This is a genomic window from Catenuloplanes nepalensis (assembly GCF_030811575.1).
Lineage (GTDB): Bacteria > Actinomycetota > Actinomycetes > Mycobacteriales > Micromonosporaceae > Catenuloplanes > Catenuloplanes nepalensis.
In genome coordinates, this window is record NZ_JAUSRA010000001.1 from 5645441 (window position 1) to 5667041 (window position 21601).

The following is a 21601-nucleotide window of genomic DNA, read 5'->3' on the forward strand; positions in this document are numbered from 1 at the left end:
CCCCGGTCGCGCGTATCGGCCGGCCGCGGCCCGCGTTCCCCGGATCCGGCGCGGGGAGATCGCCGCACCCCGCTCCACGCAGTGATCCACAGCGCACGACTTGCCCCTGACGTCAACGTCAGGTCCTAGCGTGGCGATATGCAGATCAACGGCACGACAGCCCTCGTCACCGGCGCCAACCGCGGCCTCGGCAAGGCCTTCGCCGAGGCCCTCCTCGCCCGCGGCGCCACGACCGTCTACGCCACCGCCCGTCGCCCCGAGCTCATCGACGTGCCCGGCGTCGTCCCGCTCCGGCTGGACATCACGGATCCCGCGTCCGTCGCGGCCGCGGCGGCCGAGGTGGGCGACCTCGACATCCTGATCAACAACGCCGGCATCTCCACGAACGCCCCCTTGCTCGGCGCTTCCACGGAGAACATCCGCCGTGAGTTCGACACCAACTTCTGGGGCACCCTCGACGTCACCCGCGCGTTCGCCCCCAGGCTCGCCGGCGGCGCCATCCTCAACGTCATCTCGGCGCTGAGCTGGTACACCTTCGCCCCGTCCAGCAACGGCTACGCCGCCTCCAAGGCCGCGGAGTGGTCCCTCACCAACGGCATCCGGCTCGAGCTGGCCGACCAGAAGACCCAGGTCACCGCGCTGGCCCTGGCGATCGCCGACACCGACATGATGGCCGCCGTCGACGTCGCCAAGCTCCCGCCGCGCGACGTGGTCGCGCTGGCGCTGGACGGCCTGGAGGCGGGCAAGCTCGAGGTGATCGCCGATGCTCCCACCGCGAACGTCAAGGCATCCCTCTCCAAGGACCCCGCGCTCTTCTACGCGGACATCCCCGCCGCCCTCTTCAGCTGACCACACCGGCTCCGGTGGCGCCTCCGCGCCACCGGGCCGCGGCTACCGCGCATCGCCGGCCGGAAGGCGCTCGGGCAGGCCGAGCCCGGCGAAGCGGTCGGCGTGGAACGTGACGATCTCGGTGACGGCGCCGCCGGTGATGCGCAGGACGTCCAGCGTCAGCGGCAGGTAGGCGGCCTCCCCTTCCCGCCAGTGGTAGAAGGCGACGGCGGGCTGGCGGTTCACGGCGGTGGGGAGGGCGCGCAGGCCGGTCATCTCCGCGAAACCGTCCTGGATCCAGTCGTTGACCACCGTGTCGCGGCCGATGTGCAGGCCCGGCGTGGGCGGCATCGAGCAGCGGACGTCGTCCCGGAGCATCGCGGTCAGCGCCGGGATGTCCGTGGCCACGCTGGCCTCGGTGAACCGGCGGACCAGGTCGCGTGTCCCGGCGTCCTCCTCGCCGCCGGTCCAGTCCTGCCGTTCGGCCGGCAGGTGTTCCCGCATGCCGGCGCGGGCCCGTTGCAGCGCGCTGTTGACCGAGTTGACCGAGTCGCCGAGCAGTTCCCCGACGTCCTTCGCCGGCCAGCCGAGCACGTCCCGCAGGATCAGCACGGCGCGCGGGCGTGGCGCGAGGTGCTGGACCGCGACCAGGTACGCCAGCTCGATCGTCTCCCGCGCGAGCGCGGCCGTCTCCGGCTCGTCCGCGGCGCCCGCGGGCAGCTCGTCGAGCAGCAGGTCCGGGTAGGGCTGCAGCCACCGCACCTCACCGCCGGTCGCCGGCTCCGGGCGCACCCGGGCGAGCAGGTCCAGGCAGGCGTTGGTGGCGATCCGGTACAGCCAGGCCCGGTACGTCGACCGCCCCTCGAACGTCTCCCGGCGCCGCCAGGCTCGCAGGAACGTCTCCTGCACCGTGTCCTCGGCGTCCTCGAACGAGCCGAGCATTCGGTAGCAGTGCACGTGCAGCTCTCGCCGGTGCCGCTCGGCCAGCCCGGAGAACGCCGTCTCGGCCAGCTCGCCCATGTCCGTCGTCATACCCGTCATCCTCACGCCTCGTCGTCGTGCCGTCGTAGATATGACGGGCCGGGGCGCGACAACTCATCACCCGGCGGGAACAGCCGCGAGGTGCCCGTGCCGAGCTACCGGCAGGACCAGGAGAACGCGGACCGCGGATCGCTCACGCCCCGGCCGGGGAGCGCCCGGCCGGGGAGCGCCCGGCCGGGGAGCGCCCGGCCGGGGAGCGCGCCGAGGCGGCGGGCGTCGTCGCGCAGCTCCGCCGCGACCGCCTCCAGCGACAGGGCCGGACGCGCGGTGAGCCGGGCGGCCAGGATCGCCAGCGCCAGTGGCAGCCGGCCGCACAGCTCGGCGATCTCGTCCAGCCGCTCCGGCCCGGAAAGCCGCTCCGGACCGGAGCGCCCGAGCCGGTGCGCCGGTCCGGCGAGGCGGCGTTCCAGCAGCTCCCGCGCGGTCGCCGGGTCGGGCACGTCGATCCGCAGCAGGCGGGCGGCCAGGCCGATCGCGCCGCCGCCGGCACCGCCGGGCGTGGTGCCGGAGTGGCCCGGCACCTACGACGAGGCGATGTGCTGGTTCTCCGACCACCACGAGACGCTGCTGGACGCGGTCCGGCTCGCGGCCGAGACCGGCTCCGGCCTCGTACCCTGGCATCTCGCCCTGAATCTGCAGCCGTCACTGCAGTGGAGCGGCCGCTTCCACGACTGGCAGGACGTCATGCAGGTCGCGCTGCGGGCCGCCCGGGAGACCGGCGACCGGCCCGGCGAGGCGCACGCGCTGCGCGGGCTGGCCGGCGCGCGGCACTCGTTCGGCGCGAACGACGAGGCGCTGGTCCTGCTCGCCGCCGCGCAGGAGTTGTTCTGCACGCCATGCAGAACGGCGGCACCCGGACCCTGCGCGAGGCCGTCCACGACGTCGGCGGCCGCCTCGTCGAGATCACCCACCCGGCCCTCAGCGCTTCGGGTCCACCTCGGTGATCCGGACGCTGAGCCGCCCGCCGGCCTCGCACATGCTCGCCCGCCAGGTCCAGGACTCGCAGACGAACTCGCCGCCCTCGCGCGTCCAGGTGTTGCCGTGCGAGTCGGTCTCCTCGTCGTAGGGCGACCGGACGATCCGCCGTAGCTCGGCCAGGTAATGCGCCGCGTGCATGTCCCGCCCTCCGTCGGTGCAGGGAACGCCTGCCCCTCGATCCAACGACGAACGTCGACCTCGCCGCGTCGGCCGACGGGTCGCGGTTGGACGTCGTTTTCCGTGGGATGTCCGCTGATCGGCAGTCCCATTCCGGGCGAGCCGGGGTGGTTCCGGGGCGGCCGGCCACGTCGGGCGAGTGACCGGCCGGCCGTCCCGGAAGATCAGGTGGGGAAGACCTCGGCGGCGGGGAGGACGACGCCGCAGTGGTCGGCGATGCGGGCGAGCGCGGCGTCGTGGTCGGCGCGGCTGAAGTCGGCGACCGCGTCGGAGACGACGAACGCCTGGATGTCGCGCATGAACGCGTCCGCGGCCGTGGCCGCCACGCCGATGTGGGCGTAGACGCCGCAGATGATCAGCTGGTCGCGCGGGCCCATCAGCGTGTCCAGCGTGGTGCGGTGGAACGCGTTGTAGCGCCACTTCGGCATCAGCGTCTCGCCGTGGGCCAGCGGCACCACGATCTCCGCGGGCGCGCCCGCGCCCACACCGTCGCCCCACATCTCCTGCTGCAACCCGCGCTGCGCCGGCGTCTGGCCACCGGGCTGCGCGGAGAAGACCACCGGAACCCCGAGCGCGGCGGCCCGCGCGCGCAGCCGCCCGATCGCGTCCAGCATCGGGGCCAGCGGGGACGTGCCGGGCGTGTAGTACCGGAGGAAGTGCCGTTGCAGATCATGCACCAGCAGCACCGCGCGCGCCGGCTCGACCTTCCAGGACACCCGTCCGCGGGGCAGATCCTCCACCCCGGGCAGCGGGTACGGATCGACGACCGGAATGCTCACGACAGACCTTCCCCGCGACGTAGACGTGCCTTGCTGATCTTCCCCACCGCGGTCTGCGGGAACTCGCTCACGAACTCCACCCGATCCGGGATCTTGTAGGCGGCCAGGCCCCGCGACCGCACGAACGCCCGGACCTCGCCCGCGGTCAGCGCCGCCGCACCGGCCCGGAGGATCACGTAGGCGCAGGTCCGCTCGCCCAGCACCGGGTCCGGCACCGCGACGACCGAGACGTCCAGCACGGCCGGGTGGGCGAGCAGGTGGTTCTCGACCTCCTCGGCCGCGATCTTCTCGCCGCCACGGTTGATCTGGTCCTTCGCCCGGCCCTCCACCACGAGGTGCCCGCTCGGCAGCTGCCGCACCAGGTCCCCGGTGCGGTAGAACCCGTCCGCCGTGAACGCCACCGCGTTGTGCGCGTCCGCCCGGTAGTAGCCGCGGATCGTGTACGGCCCCCGCGTCAGCAGGTGCCCGACCTCACCGGCCGCAACCTCCACATCGGACGCGTTCACGATCCTGATCTCGTCGTCCGGCGAGATCGGCCGTCCCTGGGTGCCGACCACGAGTTCGGGTGGATCGTCGTGCCGCGTGTAGTTGACCAGGCCCTCCGCCATGCCGAACACCTGCTGCAACGCGCAGCCCAGCACCGGCTCGACCCGCGCCGCCGCCTCGTCGGACAGCCGCGCGCCGCCGACCTGCAACAACTCCAGCGACGACAGGTCCACATCGGAGTGCGCGGCCGCGTCCAGCCAGACGAGCGCGAGCGGCGGGACCAGCGCGGTCATCGTCACCCGCTCCGCCGCGATCAGCGGGAACGCGACCGCCGGGCTCGGCGCCGGGCACATCACCACCCGGCCGCCCGCGTGCAGCACGCCGAGCACGCCGGGCGAACTCATCGTGAAGTTGTGCGCGACCGGCAGCGCGGCCAGATAGACCGTCTCGGACGACAACCGGCAGATCTCCGCGGACGCCCGCACGCTGTAGAGGTAGTCGTCGTGCGTGCGCGGGATCAGCTTCGGCAACCCGGTGCTGCCGCCGGAGAGCTGGAGGAACGCGACGTCGCCGGCGCTCACATCCGTACCCTCGAAGGGTCTTGATCTCACGGTGTCCGGGGTGATGACGTGTCGCAGCGCGGGCGCCGTCCCGGACACCTCCGCGGCCAGTTCGTGGTAGTCGAAGCGCTCCCACACGCCCGGATGCACGTAGGCGACCGCGTCCGTGGCCGCCGCGATGTGCCCGATCTCGGCCCGGCGATGCGACGGCAGCGTGAAGACCGGCAGCGCGCCGAGCCGGAAGAGCCCCAGCACGACCGGCAGGAACTCGCCGATGTTCGGCAGCTGCACCACCACCCGGTCCCCGCGGGACACCCCAAGATCTTCAAAGGCTCCGGCGGTACGGGAGGCAGCCTCGTTCAGCGAGGCGTAGGTCCACCGCCGCGCACCGTCCACGACGGCCACCCGGTCGCCGAACCGCGCGGCGAGCCCGTTCAGCCACGCGGAGAACGTCTCACCCTGCCAGTACCCGGCCGCCCGGTAGCGCTCGGCCGCCGACCCGGGCCAGGGCGTGAAGTCATTCATCTCCGAGACCCATCGCGCGCAGCATGGTGCGGAACTTCGCGGTCGTCTCGGCCAGCTCGGCCTCCGGCGACGAGCCCGGCACGATGCCCGCGCCCGCGTAGAGCCGCATCGACCGGTCGTCCACCTCGGCGCAGCGGATCGTCACCACCCACTCGCCGTCGCCGGCCGCGTCCGTCCAGCCGACCATGCCGGTGTAGAAGCCCCGGTCGAACGGCTCGATCTCGGCGATCGCGGCGCGGGCCGCGTCGACCGGCACACCGCAGATCGCGGGCGTCGGGTGCAGCGCGTGCGCCAGCGCAAGCGCCGAGATCGCGTCGTCCGCGACCTCGGCCGCGATCCGGCTGGCCAGGTGCCACATGGTCGCGGTCGGCACCACGGACGGCCGGACCGGCACCTCGATCTCCTTGCAGTACGGCCGGAGCGCCTCCACCACGGACTCGACCACGACCGCGTGCTCGCGCAGGTCCTTCTCCGAGTCGCGCAGCGCGGCGGCCCGGCGCACGTCCTCGTACCGGTCGGCGCTGCGGGCCGCGGACCCGGCCATCGGGTTCGCCACCATGCGCGTGCCGAACCGGGAGACCAGCAGCTCCGGGCTGGCGCCGACCAGCGTGCGGCCGTGCGGGAGATCGGCCGCGAACGTGTAGCCGCGCGGGTCGCGGTGCGCCAGCCGCCGGACCAGGTCGCGCAGGTCGACCGGGGCGTCCGCGGTGACGTGCAGCGACCGGGCAAGCACGACCTTGGTGAGCGCGTCGCCCTCCATCAGCGCCAGCGCCCGGGTGACGCCCTCGGTGTAGCGCGCGGGCTCCGGAACCGGGCGCAGGTGGAAGCCGGTCCCCGTGGGCTCGGCCAGGACCCGGCCGGACGGCGGCGCGGACCGGCGCACGGACATCGGCACGCAGAGCTGCGCGGCCGCGGTGCCGTCGAACGGGATCGCGCCGACCGCGATCGGGGCCTCGTCACCGGCCTCGCGCAGCGCGCCCAGCATGCCGGACACGTACGAGGGGAGGTCCGCGGCACGGCCGGGCACGCCGACGGCCACCCCCTCGGCCAGCAGCGTGTGCCGGGGGGAGGCGAAGAAGAACGACGACCCCGGTCGGTAGTCGTCGATCAGCTCCGTGGCCGCTTGGGTCCTCAGGTCGGTCATCGATGAACCTCCGCTCAGGCGCGCAGGGTGGCGCCGCCGTCGACGTACAGGTCGTGCATGGTGATGTGCCGCGCCGCCGGTGAGGCGAGGAACAGCACCGCGTCCGCGACGTCCTCCGGCTCGGCGATCCGGCCGAGCGGAATGCCCACGCGGTACGACTCCGGGTCGCCGCGCAGCACCGCGCCCGGGCCGGCCCCCTCGCTCCACATGGCGCGCTGCATGGGCGTGTCCGTGGAGCCGGGGCAGACCGTGTTGCACCGCACGCCGTGCCGCGCGACCTCCAGCCCGAGGCTCTTGGTGAACATCACGGCGGCGGCCTTGGACGCGGCGTAGGCGGCCATGCCGGCCCGCGGGACGCCCGCGGCGTTGGACGCGACCGTGATGATCACACCGTCCCGGCGGGCGATCATGCCGGGCACGACCGCGCGGCTGAGGTGGAAGACGCCGGTCGTGTTGACCGCGAACGTGTCGGCCCAGTCCCGGTCGCTGAGTGAGGCGACCGGGCCGAGGCGGAGAATGCCCGCGACGTTGACGAGCAGTCCGATCGGCCCGGCCGCACTGGTGATCTTGTTTACGGCCTCGACGTCGGTGACGTCCAGCCGTACCCGCTCGATCTGGGGGTGATCATGATCTTGCTCGTTACGGTCCGTAGCGATCACTCGGGCACCGCCGTTTGCCAGCGCGATCGCGACGGCCGCACCGATCCCCTGTGCCGCGCCTGTGACCAGGGCTGTCATGCCGGCGAAGACGTGCTCCATGCCATCTCCTCCTGGTTTGGGCACAGCGAACCCGCAACACATAGAGCAATCTAAGATCGCCGCGTTAGGTTAGCCTAACCTGTCGAAGGTATCCATGGGAGTGGTGTTTGTCGCCTCGCAAATGCGGGAAAATCACGCGGCACACGCCTTCGCCGCATCGACGCGGGCCGACCGAACGGGGACAATGGCCGCCTCATGATCACACTCCCCCTGCTCTCCTCCCGCATCAAGCGCGCCGCGAAGAAGCACTTCGGCTGGCGGACGCTGCGCCCGGGTCAGCTCGCCCCGATGAGGACCGTGATGAAGCGGCGCGACGCGCTGGTCGTCATGCCCACCGGCGGCGGCAAGTCCGCGCTCTACCAGGTCCCCGGCACGCTGCTGCCCGGCCCGACCGTGGTCATCTCCCCGCTCCTCGCGCTCCAGCAGGACCAGATCGCCGCGCTCAACGAGCACGGCACGCCGGCGCTGCGCGCGGTCCGGATCAGCTCCGCCGAGACGCCGAACCAGAAGGCCGAGGCGCTCGCGGAGATCCGCGAGGGCAAGGCCCGGTTCCTGTTCACCACGCCGGAGCAGCTGGCCTCGGAGCCGATGCAGGTGGAGATCCGCGCGCTGCGCCCGGCGCTGGTCGCGGTGGACGAGGCACACTGCATCTCGTCCTGGGGCCCGGATTTCCGCCCGGACTTCCTGGCGCTCGGCCACCTGATCCGCGCGATCGGCCGCCCGCCGGTGCTGGCGCTGACCGCGACCGCGTCCCCGCCGGTCCGCGACGACATCATCAAGCGGCTCGGCCTGCGCGACGTCAAGCCGATGATCTCCGGGCTGGCGCGGCCGAACCTGTTCCTCGAGGTGGCCTACTGCCCGGACGAGAACTACCGCTGGCGGCGGCTGACCGCGCTGCTCGACGAGGACGAGGGCCTGGGCATCGTCTACGTGGCGACCCGCCGCGCCGCCGAGGAGCTGGCGGAGAAGCTCACCGAGGCGGGCTATGAAGCCGCGTTCTACCACGGCGGCATGTCGACCGGCATGCGCGAGGAACGGCACGAGGCGTTCCTCGCGGACAAGGTGCAGGTGATGGTCGCGACCAGCGCGTTCGGCATGGGCATCGACAAGCCGAACATCCGCTGGGTCGCACACGTGGCGCTGCCCGACTCGCCGGACAGCTACTTCCAGGAGATCGGCCGGGCGGGCCGGGACGGCGCACCGGCCCGCGCGCTGCTGCTCTGGCGCGCCGAGGACGAGAACATCCAGCGGTACTTCACCGGCGGCGCGGTCGACGAGGAGGAGGTGCGCAACCTCGCGGCCCTCCTCCGCACCGGCGGGCACACCAAGGCGGAACTGCGCGAGAAGACCGGCCTCGGCACCCGCAAGCTCGGCCAGCTGCTCGCACTGCTGGAACAGGTCGACTCGGTCGCCACCATCGGCACCACCAAGGTGCTCGCGCCGAACTACGCGCCGCCCGCCGCCGAGGCCGCGAAGCTCGCGGTCGCGGAGGCCGAGCGCCAGCAGACCGTGCAGCGCTCACGGATCGACATGATGCGCGCGTTCGCCCAGACCCGCTCCTGCCGCGGCCAGATCCTGCTGGCCTACTTCGGCGAACACGCCCCCGAGCCCTGCGGCCACTGCGACAACTGCCTCAACCCACCCGCCGACGCCCCGGTCTCCCCCGCGCCGGCCGCCGGGGCCACCGACGAGCCGGTCGCGGCCGAACTCTTCCCGGTGCACAGCACGGTCACGCACCAGGAGTGGGGCACCGGCATGGTGCTCGGCTACGAGGAGGACAAGATGACCGTCCTCTTCGACACCGTCGGCTACAAGACGCTGTCCGTCACCGTGGTGGCCAAGCGCTCGCTGCTCACCCCCGGCTAGCCGGCTGTCCCGTTGACCGCGGCGTCCCCGATGTGTTCTGACACCATGGGGGGACGCCCGGCGAACGTCGCTGGACAACGCGCTAGCCGGCCCCCTCGCCGCCCGGGACCTCGCAGGAACGCTCGAACGCGATCTGCGCGCCCCGGGCCGCGGCGGGCGCGGTCACGTCGAGCAGCTGCCAGCCGTAGAAGGACTCGCCGGCATCGACCGCCCACGTGGTCTCGAGCACCGTGGCGCCCTTCGGGCTGGCCTGGACCGTCTGATCCGCGGACTGGACGCCGTCCGAGCGCAGCCAGCGATAGGTCAGCGTTCCCGGCCCTGGCAGCGACACCGCCTGCCTGAAGATCACCCGGTAGCCGGTGTCGCAGCCGTCGAGCGCGGGATCGAGCAACGCCTGCACCGCGCCCAGCGTCACGGCCGGCGCCGGCGTGGGGCCGGATGTCCCGGCGGGCACCGGAACCGTGCGGCCCGGATTCGGCGGAGCCGGAGCGCCCTGGACCCCCGGCACCCCCTGGACTCCGGGCGCTCCCGGCAGTCCGGGCAGTCCCGGCACTGCCGGGACCACGACGGTGCTGTCGCCCGTCCCCGGCGGCGCGCCGAACGTCATCGTGCTCGGCACGACCGCCGGCGGCACCACGACCGCGCCGAACGGACGGGCCAGCACCAGCGTCACCCCGGAGTCGTGCGCCGCCTTGGTGCCGATCCGCGGATCGGTCCGCAGCACGGTACCGGGCGGCTCGTCCGACTCCTCGAACTCGATCCCGCCCACCGCGAGGTTCGCGTCCGCGAGCCGCCTCTCCGCCTCCTCCCGGCTCACCCCGACCAGCGCCGGCACCTTCGCCTTCGGCTCCCACCGGGTCACCAGCACGGTCCCGCCGACCGCCACGAAAACCAGGATGACGACCAGGGCGAGCTTCCCCAGCCCGGTGACCGTCAGCCCGCCCGGCAGCGGGATCTGCGCTTCCAGCCGCTCCACGATCCGATCACGCAGCCGGACCCGCCGCGCCGGCCGCCCCTCCTCCGTGGCGGCGGGTTCCGTCTCCTCCGCGGCGGCTCGTTCCGCCTCCTCCGCGGGTGGCCCGCCACCGTCCTGCTGTTCCGGCACGGCCGGGATCACGGCCGTCTCCGCTGATCGCGCTGTGACGTCTTCCGGCGTCTTCGGCTCTGCCACGGTCTCCTCCGCTCAATGCGGCCTCTGCACTGATGGTTGCCGTCATCAACGCCCGCCGCGTACCGGGGAAACGGCCTCCCTATCAGACAAATAGCCACATTCGCACCATCCTTTCGCACCCCCGCTCGGCTGTGACGCCCCGCGATTCCCCCTGCGACGCCCCGACCGATGATCGTCTAACGTGTCCGCGTGGTTGCCGCGATCGAGCTCTACCTGGACGTCGACGCGACCCGGCGGATCAGGACGCTGTGGCGCTCACTCGAGGCCGAGGGCGTGCCGACGATGGCAGGCCTGCTCGGCAACCGGCACCGCCCGCACGTCTCCCTCGCGGCCGCGCACCGGCTCGATCCGCACGCGGTCGAGTCCGCGCTGGCGGGGCTGGAGACCGGTCGCGCACTCGAGCTGAGCATGGACTTCTCCGGCCAGTTCGTCGGCCGCGTGCTGTGGCTCGGGGTGACACCGACCGAGGAGCTGCTGGCCCACCATCGCGCGGTCCACGAACGACTGGCCGCCGCCGGGATCGAGGTCTGGGAGCACTACCGCCCCGGCCGCTGGGTCCCGCACTGCACCGTCTCCATGCGCGTGCCGAACCCCCAGATGGCCCACGCGGTCCGCCGCTGCATCGAGGTCCTCCCCCTCAAAGCCACCACCACCGGCGCCGCCGTAGCCGACCACGCCAACGACATCGACCACCGCCTCCCCTGACCACCGCACCCTCCCGTTCAACCGACGGATGATCCAGCGCCGGCGCGATGCGAGAAGACCGTGTTGCAGTGAATCGGCCAGGTCGAAGACTGGCAGGGAGGAGCGCCAGCGACGACCGGTGCCCGCGGGAGCATGCGGGCCGCACCACGCCGGAAGCGGGCAGATCTGCCCTTAGGCTTTTATTGACCTTTCAGCGCCTGGATCACCAGAAGACCGCCGCCCGGTGACCCTGATGCCGAAAGCTCAGTGTTCCGGTTGGTCCGGCAGTTCGCGCAGGTGCGGGATCGGGGAGAACAGGACGAACAGGGTGCCGGTGACCGCGCCGACCGAGGCGATCCAGATGGTGGGGTGGACGCCGATGGTCTCGCCGAGGAAGCCGCCGAGCAGCGCTCCGAGCGGGCGAACGCCGTAGTTGACCGTGCGTTTGGCGCCGCTGACCAGGGAGAGGCGGGTCAGCGGGGTGGCCGCGGTCTGCAGTGAGCCGACCGCGATGTCCAGCATCATCAGGCCGATGCTGCTCAGGAACTCCGCAGCGAAGATCATCGCCATGACGACGGGTTCACCGCCGGTGGCCAGTGGGACCAGCACCAGCGGCAGCGGGAACAGCACGAAGCCGGCGATCGCGACCGGGCCGACGCCGAAGCGGCGGGTGAGTGGGCCGGTGACGGCCGCGCCGAGCAGCCCGCCGACGGACGCGGCGCCGATGAGCACGCCCAACTGCCCCGGGGAGAGCCCCAGCGTGGTGGTGACGTAGAGGATGAACAGCGCGTGGAAGACGTAGTTGAACAGGTTCAGCACGGTGACGCCGAGCAGCAGCGAGCGCAGCACGGCCGACCGCGCGATGAACCGCAGCCCGCCCAGCACGCCGCCCTTCCCCGAGCCGGAATCGGGCGTGGAGACCGCCGCGCTCTCGTCCGGCCGGATGCGGAGCAGCAGGAAGGCGGAGCCGAGGTACGACACCGCGTCCGCGATCAGGGCGAACGGCGCGGTGATCGCCTGCACCAGCAGCCCGCCCGCGCTCGGTCCGGCCACATAGGACATCGCGCGAGCACCGTTGAGCAGTGAGTTCGCACCGATGTAGTCGTCCCGCCGGACCACCGACGCGAAGAGGCTCTGGTTGGCCACCTCGAAGAAGAGCGTGAGCGTGCCGGTCAGGAACGCGATCACGTAGAGATGCCACAGCTCGAGAATCCCGGCGAACGCGAGCACCGGCACGATCAGCAGCAGGCCGGCCCGGGCCAGGTCCGCCACGATCATGATGTGCCGCTTGATCGGCCGCCGGTCCACCCAGGCGCCCGCGGCCAGCGAGAACAGCAGGTTCGGGATGAGCGCGGCCGCGGTCAGGTAGCCCATCTCGGCCGGGCCGGCGCCGACCGTGAGCACGGCCAGCAGCGGCAGCGCGATGTACGAGATCTGCTCACCGACCAGTGACACCACGTGCGCCGACCAGTAGGTGCGGAACACCGGCTCGCGCAGCAGGCCGCCGCGCCGGGTCAGAACGGTCACGATTCGTCCCTCGGAATCGTCAGCTGCACCACGCTGACCGGCCGGGAGCCCTCGGCTCGCCGTTGCGGATCGCCGTACGGCTCGAGCAGCTCGTCGAAGCGCGCGGACAGCGCGGACAGCTCCTCCGCGGTCACGTAGATCATGTAGTCACCGAAGCCGGCCGCCCGCCGCCACTCGACCGTCTCCCGCACGCGCGTCGCGAGGTAGGACTCGGCTATCCGCGTATACCGCGCCAGGATCACGGCGTTGAGCTGGTCGGCCGCGGCCCGCATCTCCGGGTCGTCGGAGTCGTCGGCCCAGGACGTGTCCATCGCGGTCGCGCGCCACGGCCGCTCCCGCGCGTCCGCCCCGGGCACCCGCTCGGCCAGCCCGTACTTCGCGAGCTGCCGCAGGTGGAACGAGCAGTTCGGCACGTTCTCGTCGAGCGCGGCCGCGCACTGGGTCGCGGTCATCGGCCCGTTGCGCCGGAGCAGCCCGACCAGGCTGAGGCGCAGCGGATGGGCATAGGCCCGCAGCGCGCGCGGGTCGTCGAGCCGGATCGAATCAGCCATACCCTAGAGAATGCTTTAGAAAGAAACCTTTAGCAAGCAGAAAATCAGTCGCGGGTACGGCCCGGAGGCGCCACGCTGCGTCCATGGAGGTGCACGAGTACGCGAGCCACGACGCCACCGGCCTGCGCGAGCTGATCGCGTCCGGCCAGGTCAAGCCGCAGGAGGTGGAGGACGCGGCCCGGCACGCGCTGGCCGCCGCGCACGCGGACCTCAACGCGCTGACCGGCCCGCTCTACGAGCCCGCGCTCGCGCACGACCCGGACGGCCCGCTCGGCGGCGTGCCGTTCCTGATCAAGGACAGCGGCCCGGTCGCCCGCGGCACCGCGTTCCGGCTGGGCAGCCGCGCGATCCGGGGCGTGGTCGCGCAGGCCGACACCGAGCTGATGGCCCGCTTCCGCGCGGCCGGGCTGGTCACGCTCGGCCAGACCACCGCGCCGGAGTTCGGGCTGAGCTTCTCCACCGAACCGGTGCTGCACGGCCCCACCCGCAACCCGTGGGCGCCGGAGCGGGGCGTCGGCGGTTCCAGCGGCGGCGCGGCCGCACTGGTGGCGGCCGGTGCGGTGCCGGTCGCGCACGCGAACGACGGCGCCGGCTCGATCCGGATCCCGGCCGCCGCGTGCGGGCTGGTCGGCCTGAAACCGACGCGCGGCCGGGTGCCGGTCGGCCCGGCCGCCGGTGAGATCGGCTTCGGCGAGTCGCACGAGTTCGCGCTGGCCCGCACGGTCCGCGACACCGCCCGGCTGCTCGACGCGGTCAGCGCGCCGCACCACGGCGAGAAGCACCAGACCCCGCCACCGGCACGCTCGTTCGCGCACGAGATCACCCTGCGCCCGGAACGACTGCGCGTCGCGATCTGCGTCGAGCCGTGGTCCGGCGTAGCCGTCGATCCCGAGGTCGCGGACGCCACCACCACGGTCGGCGAGCTGCTCGAATGGCTCGGCCACACGGTCGAGCCGGCTCGCCCGGAGCTCGCCGCGGAGGACGTGGTCGAGGCGCTGATGCTGGGTGGCATCGCCGCCGGCCTGGCGGTGCTGCGCGGCGGTCGCGGCCGGCGGCCGGACCCGTCGCTGCTGGAGGCGGTCTCCCGTGCGTTCCTCCGCGAGGCCGAGGCCGCCACCGCGATGGACGTGCTCACGCTCCTCGACGCGCAGCACCGGGTGACCCACCCGATCGGCGCCTTCTTCACCCGGTACGACGTGCTGGTCACGCCCACGCTCGGGCAGCTACCCGCGCCGCACGGCACGCTGCGCTACGACGACCCCGGTCAGGACGCGCGCGGCTGGCTGCGCCGGATCCTGGAGTACGGCCCGTTCACCGCGCCGTTCAACGTCTCCGGCACGCCCGCGATCAGCCTGCCGCTCGGCCAGAGCCGCACCGGCCTGCCGATCGGCGTCCAGCTCGCGGCCGGCCATGCCCGCGAGGACCTGCTGCTGCGGCTGTCCGCCCAGTTGGAGGAGGCGGCGCCGTGGCGGGAGCGCGCGCCTTCGTTGTTCGTCGGCTGAAAGTACATCCGCATGTCTTGATGCGTTGACCGGATTGCGCTGGACTGAGCCGGTGACCGCACACCACCACGTGACACGCCGCACCCTGCTGGCCGGCGCGGGCGGGGTCCTGCTGCTCGCCGCCGCACCGCCGGCCCCGGCCAGGGCCTCCGCCACCGGCGCCGGCCGCGCCTCGATGATCACCCAGGGGACCACGCTGGTCCACGCCGACCTGCACAACCACACGCTGCTGTCGGACGGTGACGGCGACCCCGCGCTCGCGTTCTCCTCGATGCGCTCCGCCGGGCTGGACGTCGCCGCGATCACCGACCACACCACGCTCTTCTCGATCGAGGGCCTGTCCCGCAGTGAGTGGAACCGGGTCGGCGCGCTCGCGGACGCGGCCGACGACCCGGGGGCGTACACCGCGATCCGCGGCTTCGAGTGGTCGAACCCGCTGCTGGGGCACGTCAACGTCTGGTTCACGGCCGACTTCGTGGACCTGGGCGGCGCCACCGGCATGGGCCGCCTCCACGACTGGATCGAGGCGGCCGGCGGCCTCGCCAGTTTCAACCACCCGGGCCGCGAGATCGGCCGGTTCGGCGACTTCGCGCTGGACACCGGCGCGCGCGACCACATGGTCTCGATGGAGATCTTCAACCGCACCGACGACTACCTGTTCGACGGCTGGCCGAGCGGGCAGAGCTCGCCGCTGAACCGCTGCCTGAACGCGGGCTGGCGGACCGGCCTCTCCGGCGTCTCCGACGAGCACGGCACCGACTGGGGCTACCCGGAGGGGAAGGGCCGCACCGGCCTCTGGGTCACCGCGAACACGCGCGCCGACGTGCAGTCCGCGATGCGCGCGCGGCGGTTCTTCGCCACCCGCGAGTCCGGCCTGCGCGTCGACGCCACCGCGAACGGTGTCCGGATGGGCGGCACGCTGCCGGTCTCGTCCGGCGACGTCACGTTCGCGGTCGACCTGGATCGCGGCCCGGACTGGACCGGCCTGCCGCTGCAGATCCAGGTGCTGCGGCCGGGCACGCGCGCGCCCGAGGTCGCGGACGTGGTCGACGCCGCGGCCGGCAGCGTGACCACGTTCACGGTCCGGCTGGACGCGGCCGACGGCGACTGGGTGGTGCTGCGCGTGGCCGACCCGGCGCGGGCGAACGCGAGCCCGGGACCCGACGGGCACGCGGCCAACGACTACGGCGTGGCGTACGCGAGCCCGTTCTGGCTCTCGGCCTGATCCTCGGCTCACCGGTCCGATCCGCTGCTGGATCATGTGACGCATACTTCAAAAGGTGAAACGCCTCTTCTCCTGGCTGTCGTGGTTCACCTGGCGGCGCGTGGCGCTGATCGTCCTCGTGGGCGGCGCCACCGCCACCGCCACCGTGATCGCCAGCGAGAGCTGGATCGAGGGACGCGCCGAGGGCCACGTGCACTCGATCGAGTCGGTCCCGGCCGCGCCGGTCGCGCTGGTGCTCGGCACCCAGGTGCTGCGCACCGGCGAGCCCGGTGACTTCCTGGCCGCGCGCCTGGAGACGGCCCGGCAGCTCTACCTGACCGGCAAGGTGCGGGCCATCCTGGTCTCCGGTGACAACGGCCGCCGGGAGTACGACGAGCCGACCGCCATGTACGCCTGGCTGGTCCACAACGGCGTCCCGCCGGAGCACGTGGTGCGCGACTACGCGGGCTTCGACACGTACGACTCGTGCTTCCGCGCCAAGGAGATCTTCGGCGTCGACCGCGCGATCGTGGTCACCCAGAGCTTCCACATCGCCCGATCCGTCACGCTCTGCCGCGAGCTCGGCATCGACACCTCCGGTGTCGGCGACGACACGGTCCGCGAGACGTACCCGGCGAACTGGCGTCAGGCGTCCACCCGGGAACACCTCGCCCACGTGAAGGCCGTCTTCGACCTGATCACCGGCCGCGAGCCGATCCACCTCGGCCCGGCCGAGACCGGCGTGACCGACGCCGTCGCCTGACGGGTGAGCCGGGGGTTCCGGCGCACGAGTGGCGGGTAAGACTGGCATGATCCTCCAAGACTTTCCCCCACCATGACGACCAAGAGGTGTGACAGTGACGGAGCAGCCGGTATTCAGCCAGCTCGGGTTCTCCGACCAGGACTGGGGCCTGCTCGTGGGCCTACCGCACGCGGTGCTGACGGCCGCGTCGGCCGCGGAGTCGGACGGGTCCAAGCGCACGCTCCAGGAGAACGCGGCCGGGCTCGAGGGCATCTCCGCCGGTCGTGAGTCCGGCAGCTGGCTGGTCACCGAGATCGCGAAGGAACTGGTCGTCCGCGTGGGCGACCCGGACGCGGGCGAGGAACTGCCCGCGCTGACGCCGAGCGACCCGAAGGCCTACATCGCGGACGTGCTGGACCGCGCACGGCAGGCACACACGCTGCTGCGCGAGAAGGTCGACGAGGGCCAGGCGGGGGCGTACACGCACTGGCTGGTCACGATCGCGGAGCAGGTCGTGACGGCCGCGCCGTCCGGCGGCATCCTCGGCATCGGCGGCGACGTGGTCACCGAGGGCGAGCGCCGCTTCCGGGACGAGTTGGCCCACATCTTCAACGACTGAGCGTCGCCAGCACGAGCCCACGTGTTCCAGGCGTCATTGACGCCTGGAACACTGGAAAGACCGCTGGAAGCTCGTTAATCGATCGCGTTGCCGCGCCGGGCGGGCGATCATTCGGACCGTGTCCGACACCGTCCCCGCCCGGCAGGTCCGCGCGGTCTTCACCGACGAGACGATCACGGTCTATCAGGCGTATTCGCCCGAGATCGCGCTGCCGGCCCTCGCGGCCGGCCGTTTCGTGCCGCCGTTCCGCCCGGGGCGGATGACGTGGATCAAGCCGTCGTTCCTCTGGATGATGTACCGCTGCGGCTGGGCCACCAAGCCGGGCCAGGAGTTCGTGCTCGCGATCGGCCTCCGGCGGCCCGGGTTCGCAGACGCGCTGCGCACCGCCGTGCCCAGCCACCACACCCCCGGCGACCGCTACCCCGGTCGCGCCGAGTGGTCGCGCGCCGTGAAGCGCAGCGACGTCCGCGTGCAGTGGGACCCGGAGCGTGACCTGCGGTTGAACGCGCTGCCGTACCGATCGCTGCAGGTGGGTCTGTCCGGCGGGGCCTCCGCGCGGTACGCCGGCGAGTGGATCGCCTCGATCGAGGACGTCACGCCGCTCGCCCGGCACATCCACGCGCTCGCCGGCACCGATCCCGCGGCCGCGCAGGCGCTGCTTCCGCCCGAGCGCGCCTACCCGCTGCCCGGCGACGTCGCCGCCGTCATCGACGCGACGGGTCCCGCAAATCCCTGAAATCGTCACGAATCGCCTCATACGATGATGAGGCGAGGTCGAGACGGAGGGGTCCAACCGTGAGCGGTGTCAAGGAGCTCGGCGCCTTCCGGCACGACGACGCCGGCGAGGTAGCCCGGCTGGTCGTCGCGTACGCCGCGGAACGTGGCGTGGAGGCGCAGGTCGGCGCCCCGGGCGGCGGCGAGGCCGCGAACCAGGTGGACGTGTTCGAGCCGCTCGACGGCTGGACCGTGGTGATGTGGCCGGGCACCGGCGCGGAGGCCACGGTCGAGATCGCCCGCGTGGTCAGCCTCCGGCTCGGCACCGTGGCCAGCTGCGTCTCCGCGTTCGAGGACGATTTCTGGAGCCACCTGGTCTTCGAGTCCGGCCGGGAGCGCGACCGGTTCACGTCCCGCCCGGACTACTTCGAGGAGGAGTCCGGCACCGAACACCGCTGGATCTCCGACCCGGCGACCGTGGCCGGCGTCTTCGGCGTCGAGACCGGCGAGATCACCGACTACCTCACCGCGGTCACCGAGGAGGACCTGGACGCGGACGACGAGCGGCGGGCGCACCCGGACGACGAGTACGCGCTCACCGACTCCTGGGTCTTCGTCGACTTCTGGCGCCACCTCGGCATCACCTACCCCGACGCGGACGTGCCACCGCTGCAGTACGGCATCACGCTCGCGCCCGGCTGGGAGAAGACGATCGGCGCGGTGGCGTGAGACGCGGTGGCGTGACGCGCGGTGGCGTCACGCGCGGTGGCGTGACGCGCGGTGGCGTGATCGGGCAGCGAGTTGGCGCGTTCCGCCACTGAATGTCACCTCCGGGGTCCATAGCGTCGTTCGTGACGGCGAACGACTCCCGGAGGTAGCGGAGATGACCTGGTCGACGAAGGACATTCCGGATCAGCACGGCCGCGTGGCAGTGGTTACCGGCGGTAACGGCGGACTCGGCCTGGAGACCGTGACCGCGCTCGCGGCGAAACGCGCACACGTGATCATGGCGGCGCGCAGCCGGGCCCGGGCCGTGGCCGCCCGCGACCGGATCATCGCGGCCCATCCCGGCGCCGAGGTCGAGATCGTGCTGCTCGACCTGGCCGAGCTGGCCTCGGTCGAACGCGCGGCCGGCGAGATCCGGACCGCCCACACCACCATCGATCTGCTGATCAACAACGCGGGCGTGATGGCGGTGCCGCCGGCCGCCACGGCGGACGGTTTCGAGATCCACCTCGGCGTCAACCACCTCGGCCACTGGGCACTCACCGCACACCTGCTCCCCGCGATCACGCGCACGCCCGGCGCCCGGGTGGTGACGCTGACCAGCGGCGCCCAGCACTTCGCCCGGCCGATCACGATCAAGGGCCACACCCCGCGCGGGTACGGGGGCTGGCGCGCCTACGACGAGTCCAAGCTCGCCAACCGGCACTTCGCACAGGGGCTGGACCGGCAGTTCCGGTCCGCCGGCCTCTCCGCCCGCGCGCTCACCGCGCACCCCGGCTTCGCGAACTCGGACCTGATGGACCGCGCCACCGGCGCCGGCCCGCGCGGTGCCATCATGTTCCCGATGGCGCGCACGATGGGCATGTCGGCGGAGCGCGGCGCCCTGAGCCAGCTGCGCGCCGCGACCGATCCGCGCGCCGAGGGCGGCACCATGGCCGGCCCGCGCTGGCAGATCTCCGGCCCGCCGGTCCTCCGCCGGCTGATCCGGCCGGGCGCCGACCGGGCGATCCGCGCACTGTGGGAGTTCTCCCGCGCCGCGACCGGCCTCGACGTCGACGTGACCCGCGCTCTGGCCGGCACCACAGCCGGCACCGCGGCCGGCACCACAGCCGGCACCGCGACCGGCACCACAGTCGGCACCGCGACCGGCACCACAGTCGGCACGGCGGCGGGCACCGGGGCGGGCGCGCGGACGTGAGCCCGACCGGATTCACGCTCAGCCCGGCGATCGCGGTGATGTTCGCGGACCTCGGCATTCCGGCCGGTCCGGTGCTGCGCGCCGCCGGCTTGCCCGGGGATCTGTTCGTGCACGGCCCGGTGACGCTCACCCCGGAGCAGTTCTACCGCTGCTGGACCGCGATGGAGGAGGCCTCCGGCGACCCGGCGTTCGCGGTGCGGGCGGCCGGGCGGATGAGCACGGAGACGTTCCACCCGCCGATCTTCGCCGCGCTGTGCAGCCCGCACCTGCGCCGCGCGGCCGAGCGGATCGCCGTGCACAAGCGCCTGATCGGCCCGCAGCGCGTGCTGATCGGCCGCGGCGACGAGTTGCACCTGACCATGCGATGGCCGGCCGATCCGGTGCCGCCGCCCGGACTGCGCGCCTACGAGCTGGCGATCTGGGTGGCGCTGGCCCGCCTCGCCACCCGCGCCCAGGTGGTGCCGACCCGGTTCGCCACGCCGGACCCGCCGGCCGGCGCGGTGGCGGAGGCGTGGCGCGACTTCCTCGGCGTGCCGTTCCAGCGGGCCGACGACGCGGTGGTCGTCTTCGCGGCCCAGGACGCGCGGCGCCCGTTCCTGACCGAGAACACCGAGATGTGGCGGATCTTCGAGCCGGACCTGCGCCGTCGCCTGGCCGATCTGGAGCGCGCCGAGTCGACGGCGGCGCGGGTGCGGGCCGCGCTGATCGAGCTGCTCCCGGCCGGCGAGGGCACCGCGACCGGCGTCGCCCGCCGCCTCGCGCTGAGCGGCCGCACACTGCAACGCCGTCTCGCCGCGGAGGACACCACGTTCCAGGGCGTCCTCGACGCTACGCGGCACGCGCTCGCCCGCTCCTACCTCGACCGCCCGGACATCTCGGTCACCGAGATCGCGTTCCTCCTCGGCTACGACGACCCCGGCTCGTTCTATCGCGCCTTCCGCTCCTGGTCCGGCACCACCCCCCACCGATCCCGCGCCCTCCCCTGACCACCACCCGCCCGCTGCCCCCACCCGCTCCCCACTCAAGATCGAGGCGGCCCCCATGTCGTTAGAACGACATGAGGGCCGCCTCGATCACGGATCCGACGCGGCACGGCCGCGTGGCTCGGCACGGCACGGCCGTGTGGCTCGGCACGGCACGGCCGCGTGGCTCGGCACGGCACGGCCGCGTGGCTCGGCACGGCACGGCCGCGTGGCTCGGCACGGCACGGCCGTGTGGCTCGGCACGGCACAGCCGCGTCGCACGTACGGCACAGCCGCGTCGCACGGCACAGACAGAAGGAAGGCCGCCCGCGGCCGACCGGTGCCCGCTGCCACTCAGCCCAAGTTGATCACGAGCCCCCGACCTGCGCTTCTCGCAAAGCGCCCCGCCGAAATCCGCGCGACCCCCGCCGGACCACCTCTGTCGACCATCCCCTCGGACCGACTCTGTTGCCCAGCCCTTCGGACCGAGAGCGCCAGCAACCCGGCCCGCTCGCGGCAATCGGGCGCTCCGCGCCCGAAATATCACGACATCCCACCCACCCGCGCGGACCGCCAGCCCGCGAGACGCCACCGCCGAGGCCTGAGTGATCAATCAGTGGAGCAAAAGATAGATCAAAAACCGAAGTTGATCGCTCTTTTGCTCCACTGATTGATCACTCAGGAACCAGGCCCAAGGTCGTCAAGAACTCCTGGCGTCGCCAGATGGGCGCTCGGAGGCTTTATCGGGAAATTCGGTCACAAGATGCCCGGGCTCAGACCGGAGGGGTACGACTCGGCCCGCAGCCGCCGCCGACGACGGTTGCACGGTCGCCCACCGACAGCAAAGGGGCCACGGAAC

22 protein-coding genes are annotated in these 21601 nt (G+C 72.7%); 11 read left to right on the forward strand and 11 right to left on the reverse strand.

All coding sequences use genetic code 11. The annotated features are described in order from the left end of the window. The first annotated feature begins 138 nt into the window (after positions 1-138). A complete protein-coding gene (locus J2S43_RS24080) occupies positions 139-849 on the forward strand; it encodes an SDR family oxidoreductase (RefSeq protein WP_306832836.1) in 711 nt (236 codons plus the stop codon). Between the two features lie 42 nt (positions 850-891). Here the strand turns inward: J2S43_RS24080 and J2S43_RS24085 are convergent, their stop codons facing one another. The 8 genes from J2S43_RS24085 to J2S43_RS24120 form a co-directional block, all read right to left on the reverse strand. Then, positions 892-1860 carry an RNA polymerase subunit sigma-70 gene (locus J2S43_RS24085; protein WP_306832837.1) on the reverse strand — a complete coding sequence of 323 codons (969 nt, stop codon included), beginning with the start codon at positions 1858-1860 and terminating at the stop codon, positions 892-894. Positions 1861-1964: 104 nt separating this feature from the next. Next, positions 1965-2390, reverse strand: coding sequence for a hypothetical protein (locus J2S43_RS24090; protein WP_306832839.1), 426 nt, complete (start codon positions 2388-2390; stop codon positions 1965-1967). Continuing rightward, positions 2391-2780 carry a hypothetical protein gene (locus tag J2S43_RS24095; protein ID WP_306832841.1) on the reverse strand — a complete coding sequence of 130 codons (390 nt, stop codon included), beginning with the start codon at positions 2778-2780 and terminating at the stop codon, positions 2391-2393. Positions 2781-2787: 7 nt separating this feature from the next. Next, positions 2788-2985, reverse strand: coding sequence for a hypothetical protein (locus J2S43_RS24100; RefSeq protein ID WP_306832843.1), 198 nt, complete (start codon positions 2983-2985; stop codon positions 2788-2790). Between the two features lie 203 nt (positions 2986-3188). Then, positions 3189-3803: an isochorismatase family protein gene (locus tag J2S43_RS24105; protein ID WP_306832846.1), complete on the reverse strand. Its 615-nt coding sequence runs from the start codon at positions 3801-3803 to the stop codon at positions 3189-3191. Then, positions 3800-5374 carry a (2,3-dihydroxybenzoyl)adenylate synthase gene (locus J2S43_RS24110; RefSeq protein WP_306832848.1) on the reverse strand — a complete coding sequence of 525 codons (1575 nt, stop codon included), beginning with the start codon at positions 5372-5374 and terminating at the stop codon, positions 3800-3802. Before J2S43_RS24110 ends, J2S43_RS24105 begins: the two co-directional genes overlap by 4 nt. Next, a complete protein-coding gene (gene dhbC / locus J2S43_RS24115; RefSeq protein WP_306832850.1) occupies positions 5367-6518 on the reverse strand; it encodes an isochorismate synthase DhbC in 1152 nt (383 codons plus the stop codon). The genes J2S43_RS24110 and dhbC overlap by 8 nt, the downstream gene beginning before the upstream one ends. Positions 6519-6532: 14 nt before the next feature. Next, positions 6533-7276: a 2,3-dihydro-2,3-dihydroxybenzoate dehydrogenase gene (locus tag J2S43_RS24120; RefSeq protein ID WP_306832852.1), complete on the reverse strand. Its 744-nt coding sequence runs from the start codon at positions 7274-7276 to the stop codon at positions 6533-6535. 195 nt (positions 7277-7471) lie between these two features. Between J2S43_RS24120 and J2S43_RS24125 the strand changes: the two genes are divergently transcribed. Further along, a complete protein-coding gene (locus J2S43_RS24125) occupies positions 7472-9142 on the forward strand; it encodes a RecQ family ATP-dependent DNA helicase (RefSeq protein WP_306832854.1) in 1671 nt (556 codons plus the stop codon). Positions 9143-9224: 82 nt separating this feature from the next. On the opposite strand, the gene J2S43_RS24130 is transcribed toward J2S43_RS24125, so the two are convergent. Then, positions 9225-10313 (reverse strand): PASTA domain-containing protein, encoded by a 1089-nt coding sequence (locus J2S43_RS24130; RefSeq protein WP_306832856.1) that lies wholly within the window; start codon positions 10311-10313, stop codon positions 9225-9227. Positions 10314-10502: 189 nt separating this feature from the next. Here J2S43_RS24130 and J2S43_RS24135 point away from each other — a divergent pair, with 189 nt between their 5' ends. Then, a complete protein-coding gene (locus J2S43_RS24135; protein WP_306832857.1) occupies positions 10503-11018 on the forward strand; it encodes a 2'-5' RNA ligase family protein in 516 nt (171 codons plus the stop codon). Positions 11019-11261: 243 nt separating this feature from the next. Here J2S43_RS24135 and J2S43_RS24140 read toward each other — a convergent pair whose 3' ends face one another. Both J2S43_RS24140 and J2S43_RS24145 read right to left on the reverse strand, forming a co-directional pair. After that, on the reverse strand, positions 11262-12524 hold the full coding sequence (locus J2S43_RS24140; RefSeq protein WP_306832859.1) for an MFS transporter: 1263 nt from the start codon (positions 12522-12524) through the stop codon (positions 11262-11264). Beyond that, positions 12521-13075, reverse strand: coding sequence for a helix-turn-helix domain-containing protein (locus J2S43_RS24145; RefSeq protein WP_306832861.1), 555 nt, complete (start codon positions 13073-13075; stop codon positions 12521-12523). Before J2S43_RS24145 ends, J2S43_RS24140 begins: the two co-directional genes overlap by 4 nt. Before the next feature lie 83 nt (positions 13076-13158). Here J2S43_RS24145 and J2S43_RS24150 point away from each other — a divergent pair, with 83 nt between their 5' ends. The 8 genes from J2S43_RS24150 to J2S43_RS24185 all read left to right on the forward strand — a co-directional run bounded on the left by J2S43_RS24150 (position 13159) and on the right by J2S43_RS24185 (position 20766). Further along, complete coding sequence (locus J2S43_RS24150; RefSeq protein WP_306832862.1) at positions 13159-14577, forward strand: amidase; 1419 nt, start codon at positions 13159-13161, stop codon at positions 14575-14577. Positions 14578-14629: 52 nt separating this feature from the next. Further along, the gene (locus J2S43_RS24155) at positions 14630-15802 is read left to right on the forward strand and encodes a CehA/McbA family metallohydrolase (RefSeq protein WP_306832864.1); all 1173 of its coding nucleotides are present in this window, start codon (positions 14630-14632) and stop codon (positions 15800-15802) included. Between the two features lie 55 nt (positions 15803-15857). After that, the gene (locus J2S43_RS24160; RefSeq protein WP_306832865.1) at positions 15858-16544 is read left to right on the forward strand and encodes a SanA/YdcF family protein; all 687 of its coding nucleotides are present in this window, start codon (positions 15858-15860) and stop codon (positions 16542-16544) included. Between the two features lie 94 nt (positions 16545-16638). Further along, on the forward strand, positions 16639-17142 hold the full coding sequence (locus J2S43_RS24165) for a hypothetical protein (protein ID WP_306832867.1): 504 nt from the start codon (positions 16639-16641) through the stop codon (positions 17140-17142). A gap of 118 nt (positions 17143-17260) precedes the next feature. Beyond that, complete coding sequence (locus J2S43_RS24170) at positions 17261-17878, forward strand: DUF4291 domain-containing protein (protein ID WP_306832868.1); 618 nt, start codon at positions 17261-17263, stop codon at positions 17876-17878. A 59-nt stretch (positions 17879-17937) separates the two neighbouring features. Continuing rightward, positions 17938-18585, forward strand: coding sequence for a hypothetical protein (locus J2S43_RS24175; RefSeq protein WP_306832870.1), 648 nt, complete (start codon positions 17938-17940; stop codon positions 18583-18585). A gap of 196 nt (positions 18586-18781) precedes the next feature. After that, positions 18782-19780: an SDR family NAD(P)-dependent oxidoreductase gene (locus J2S43_RS24180; protein WP_306832873.1), complete on the forward strand. Its 999-nt coding sequence runs from the start codon at positions 18782-18784 to the stop codon at positions 19778-19780. Continuing rightward, positions 19777-20766 (forward strand): AraC family transcriptional regulator, encoded by a 990-nt coding sequence (locus tag J2S43_RS24185; RefSeq protein WP_306832875.1) that lies wholly within the window; start codon positions 19777-19779, stop codon positions 20764-20766. Before J2S43_RS24180 ends, J2S43_RS24185 begins: the two co-directional genes overlap by 4 nt. Positions 20767-21601: the final 835 nt, after the last annotated feature.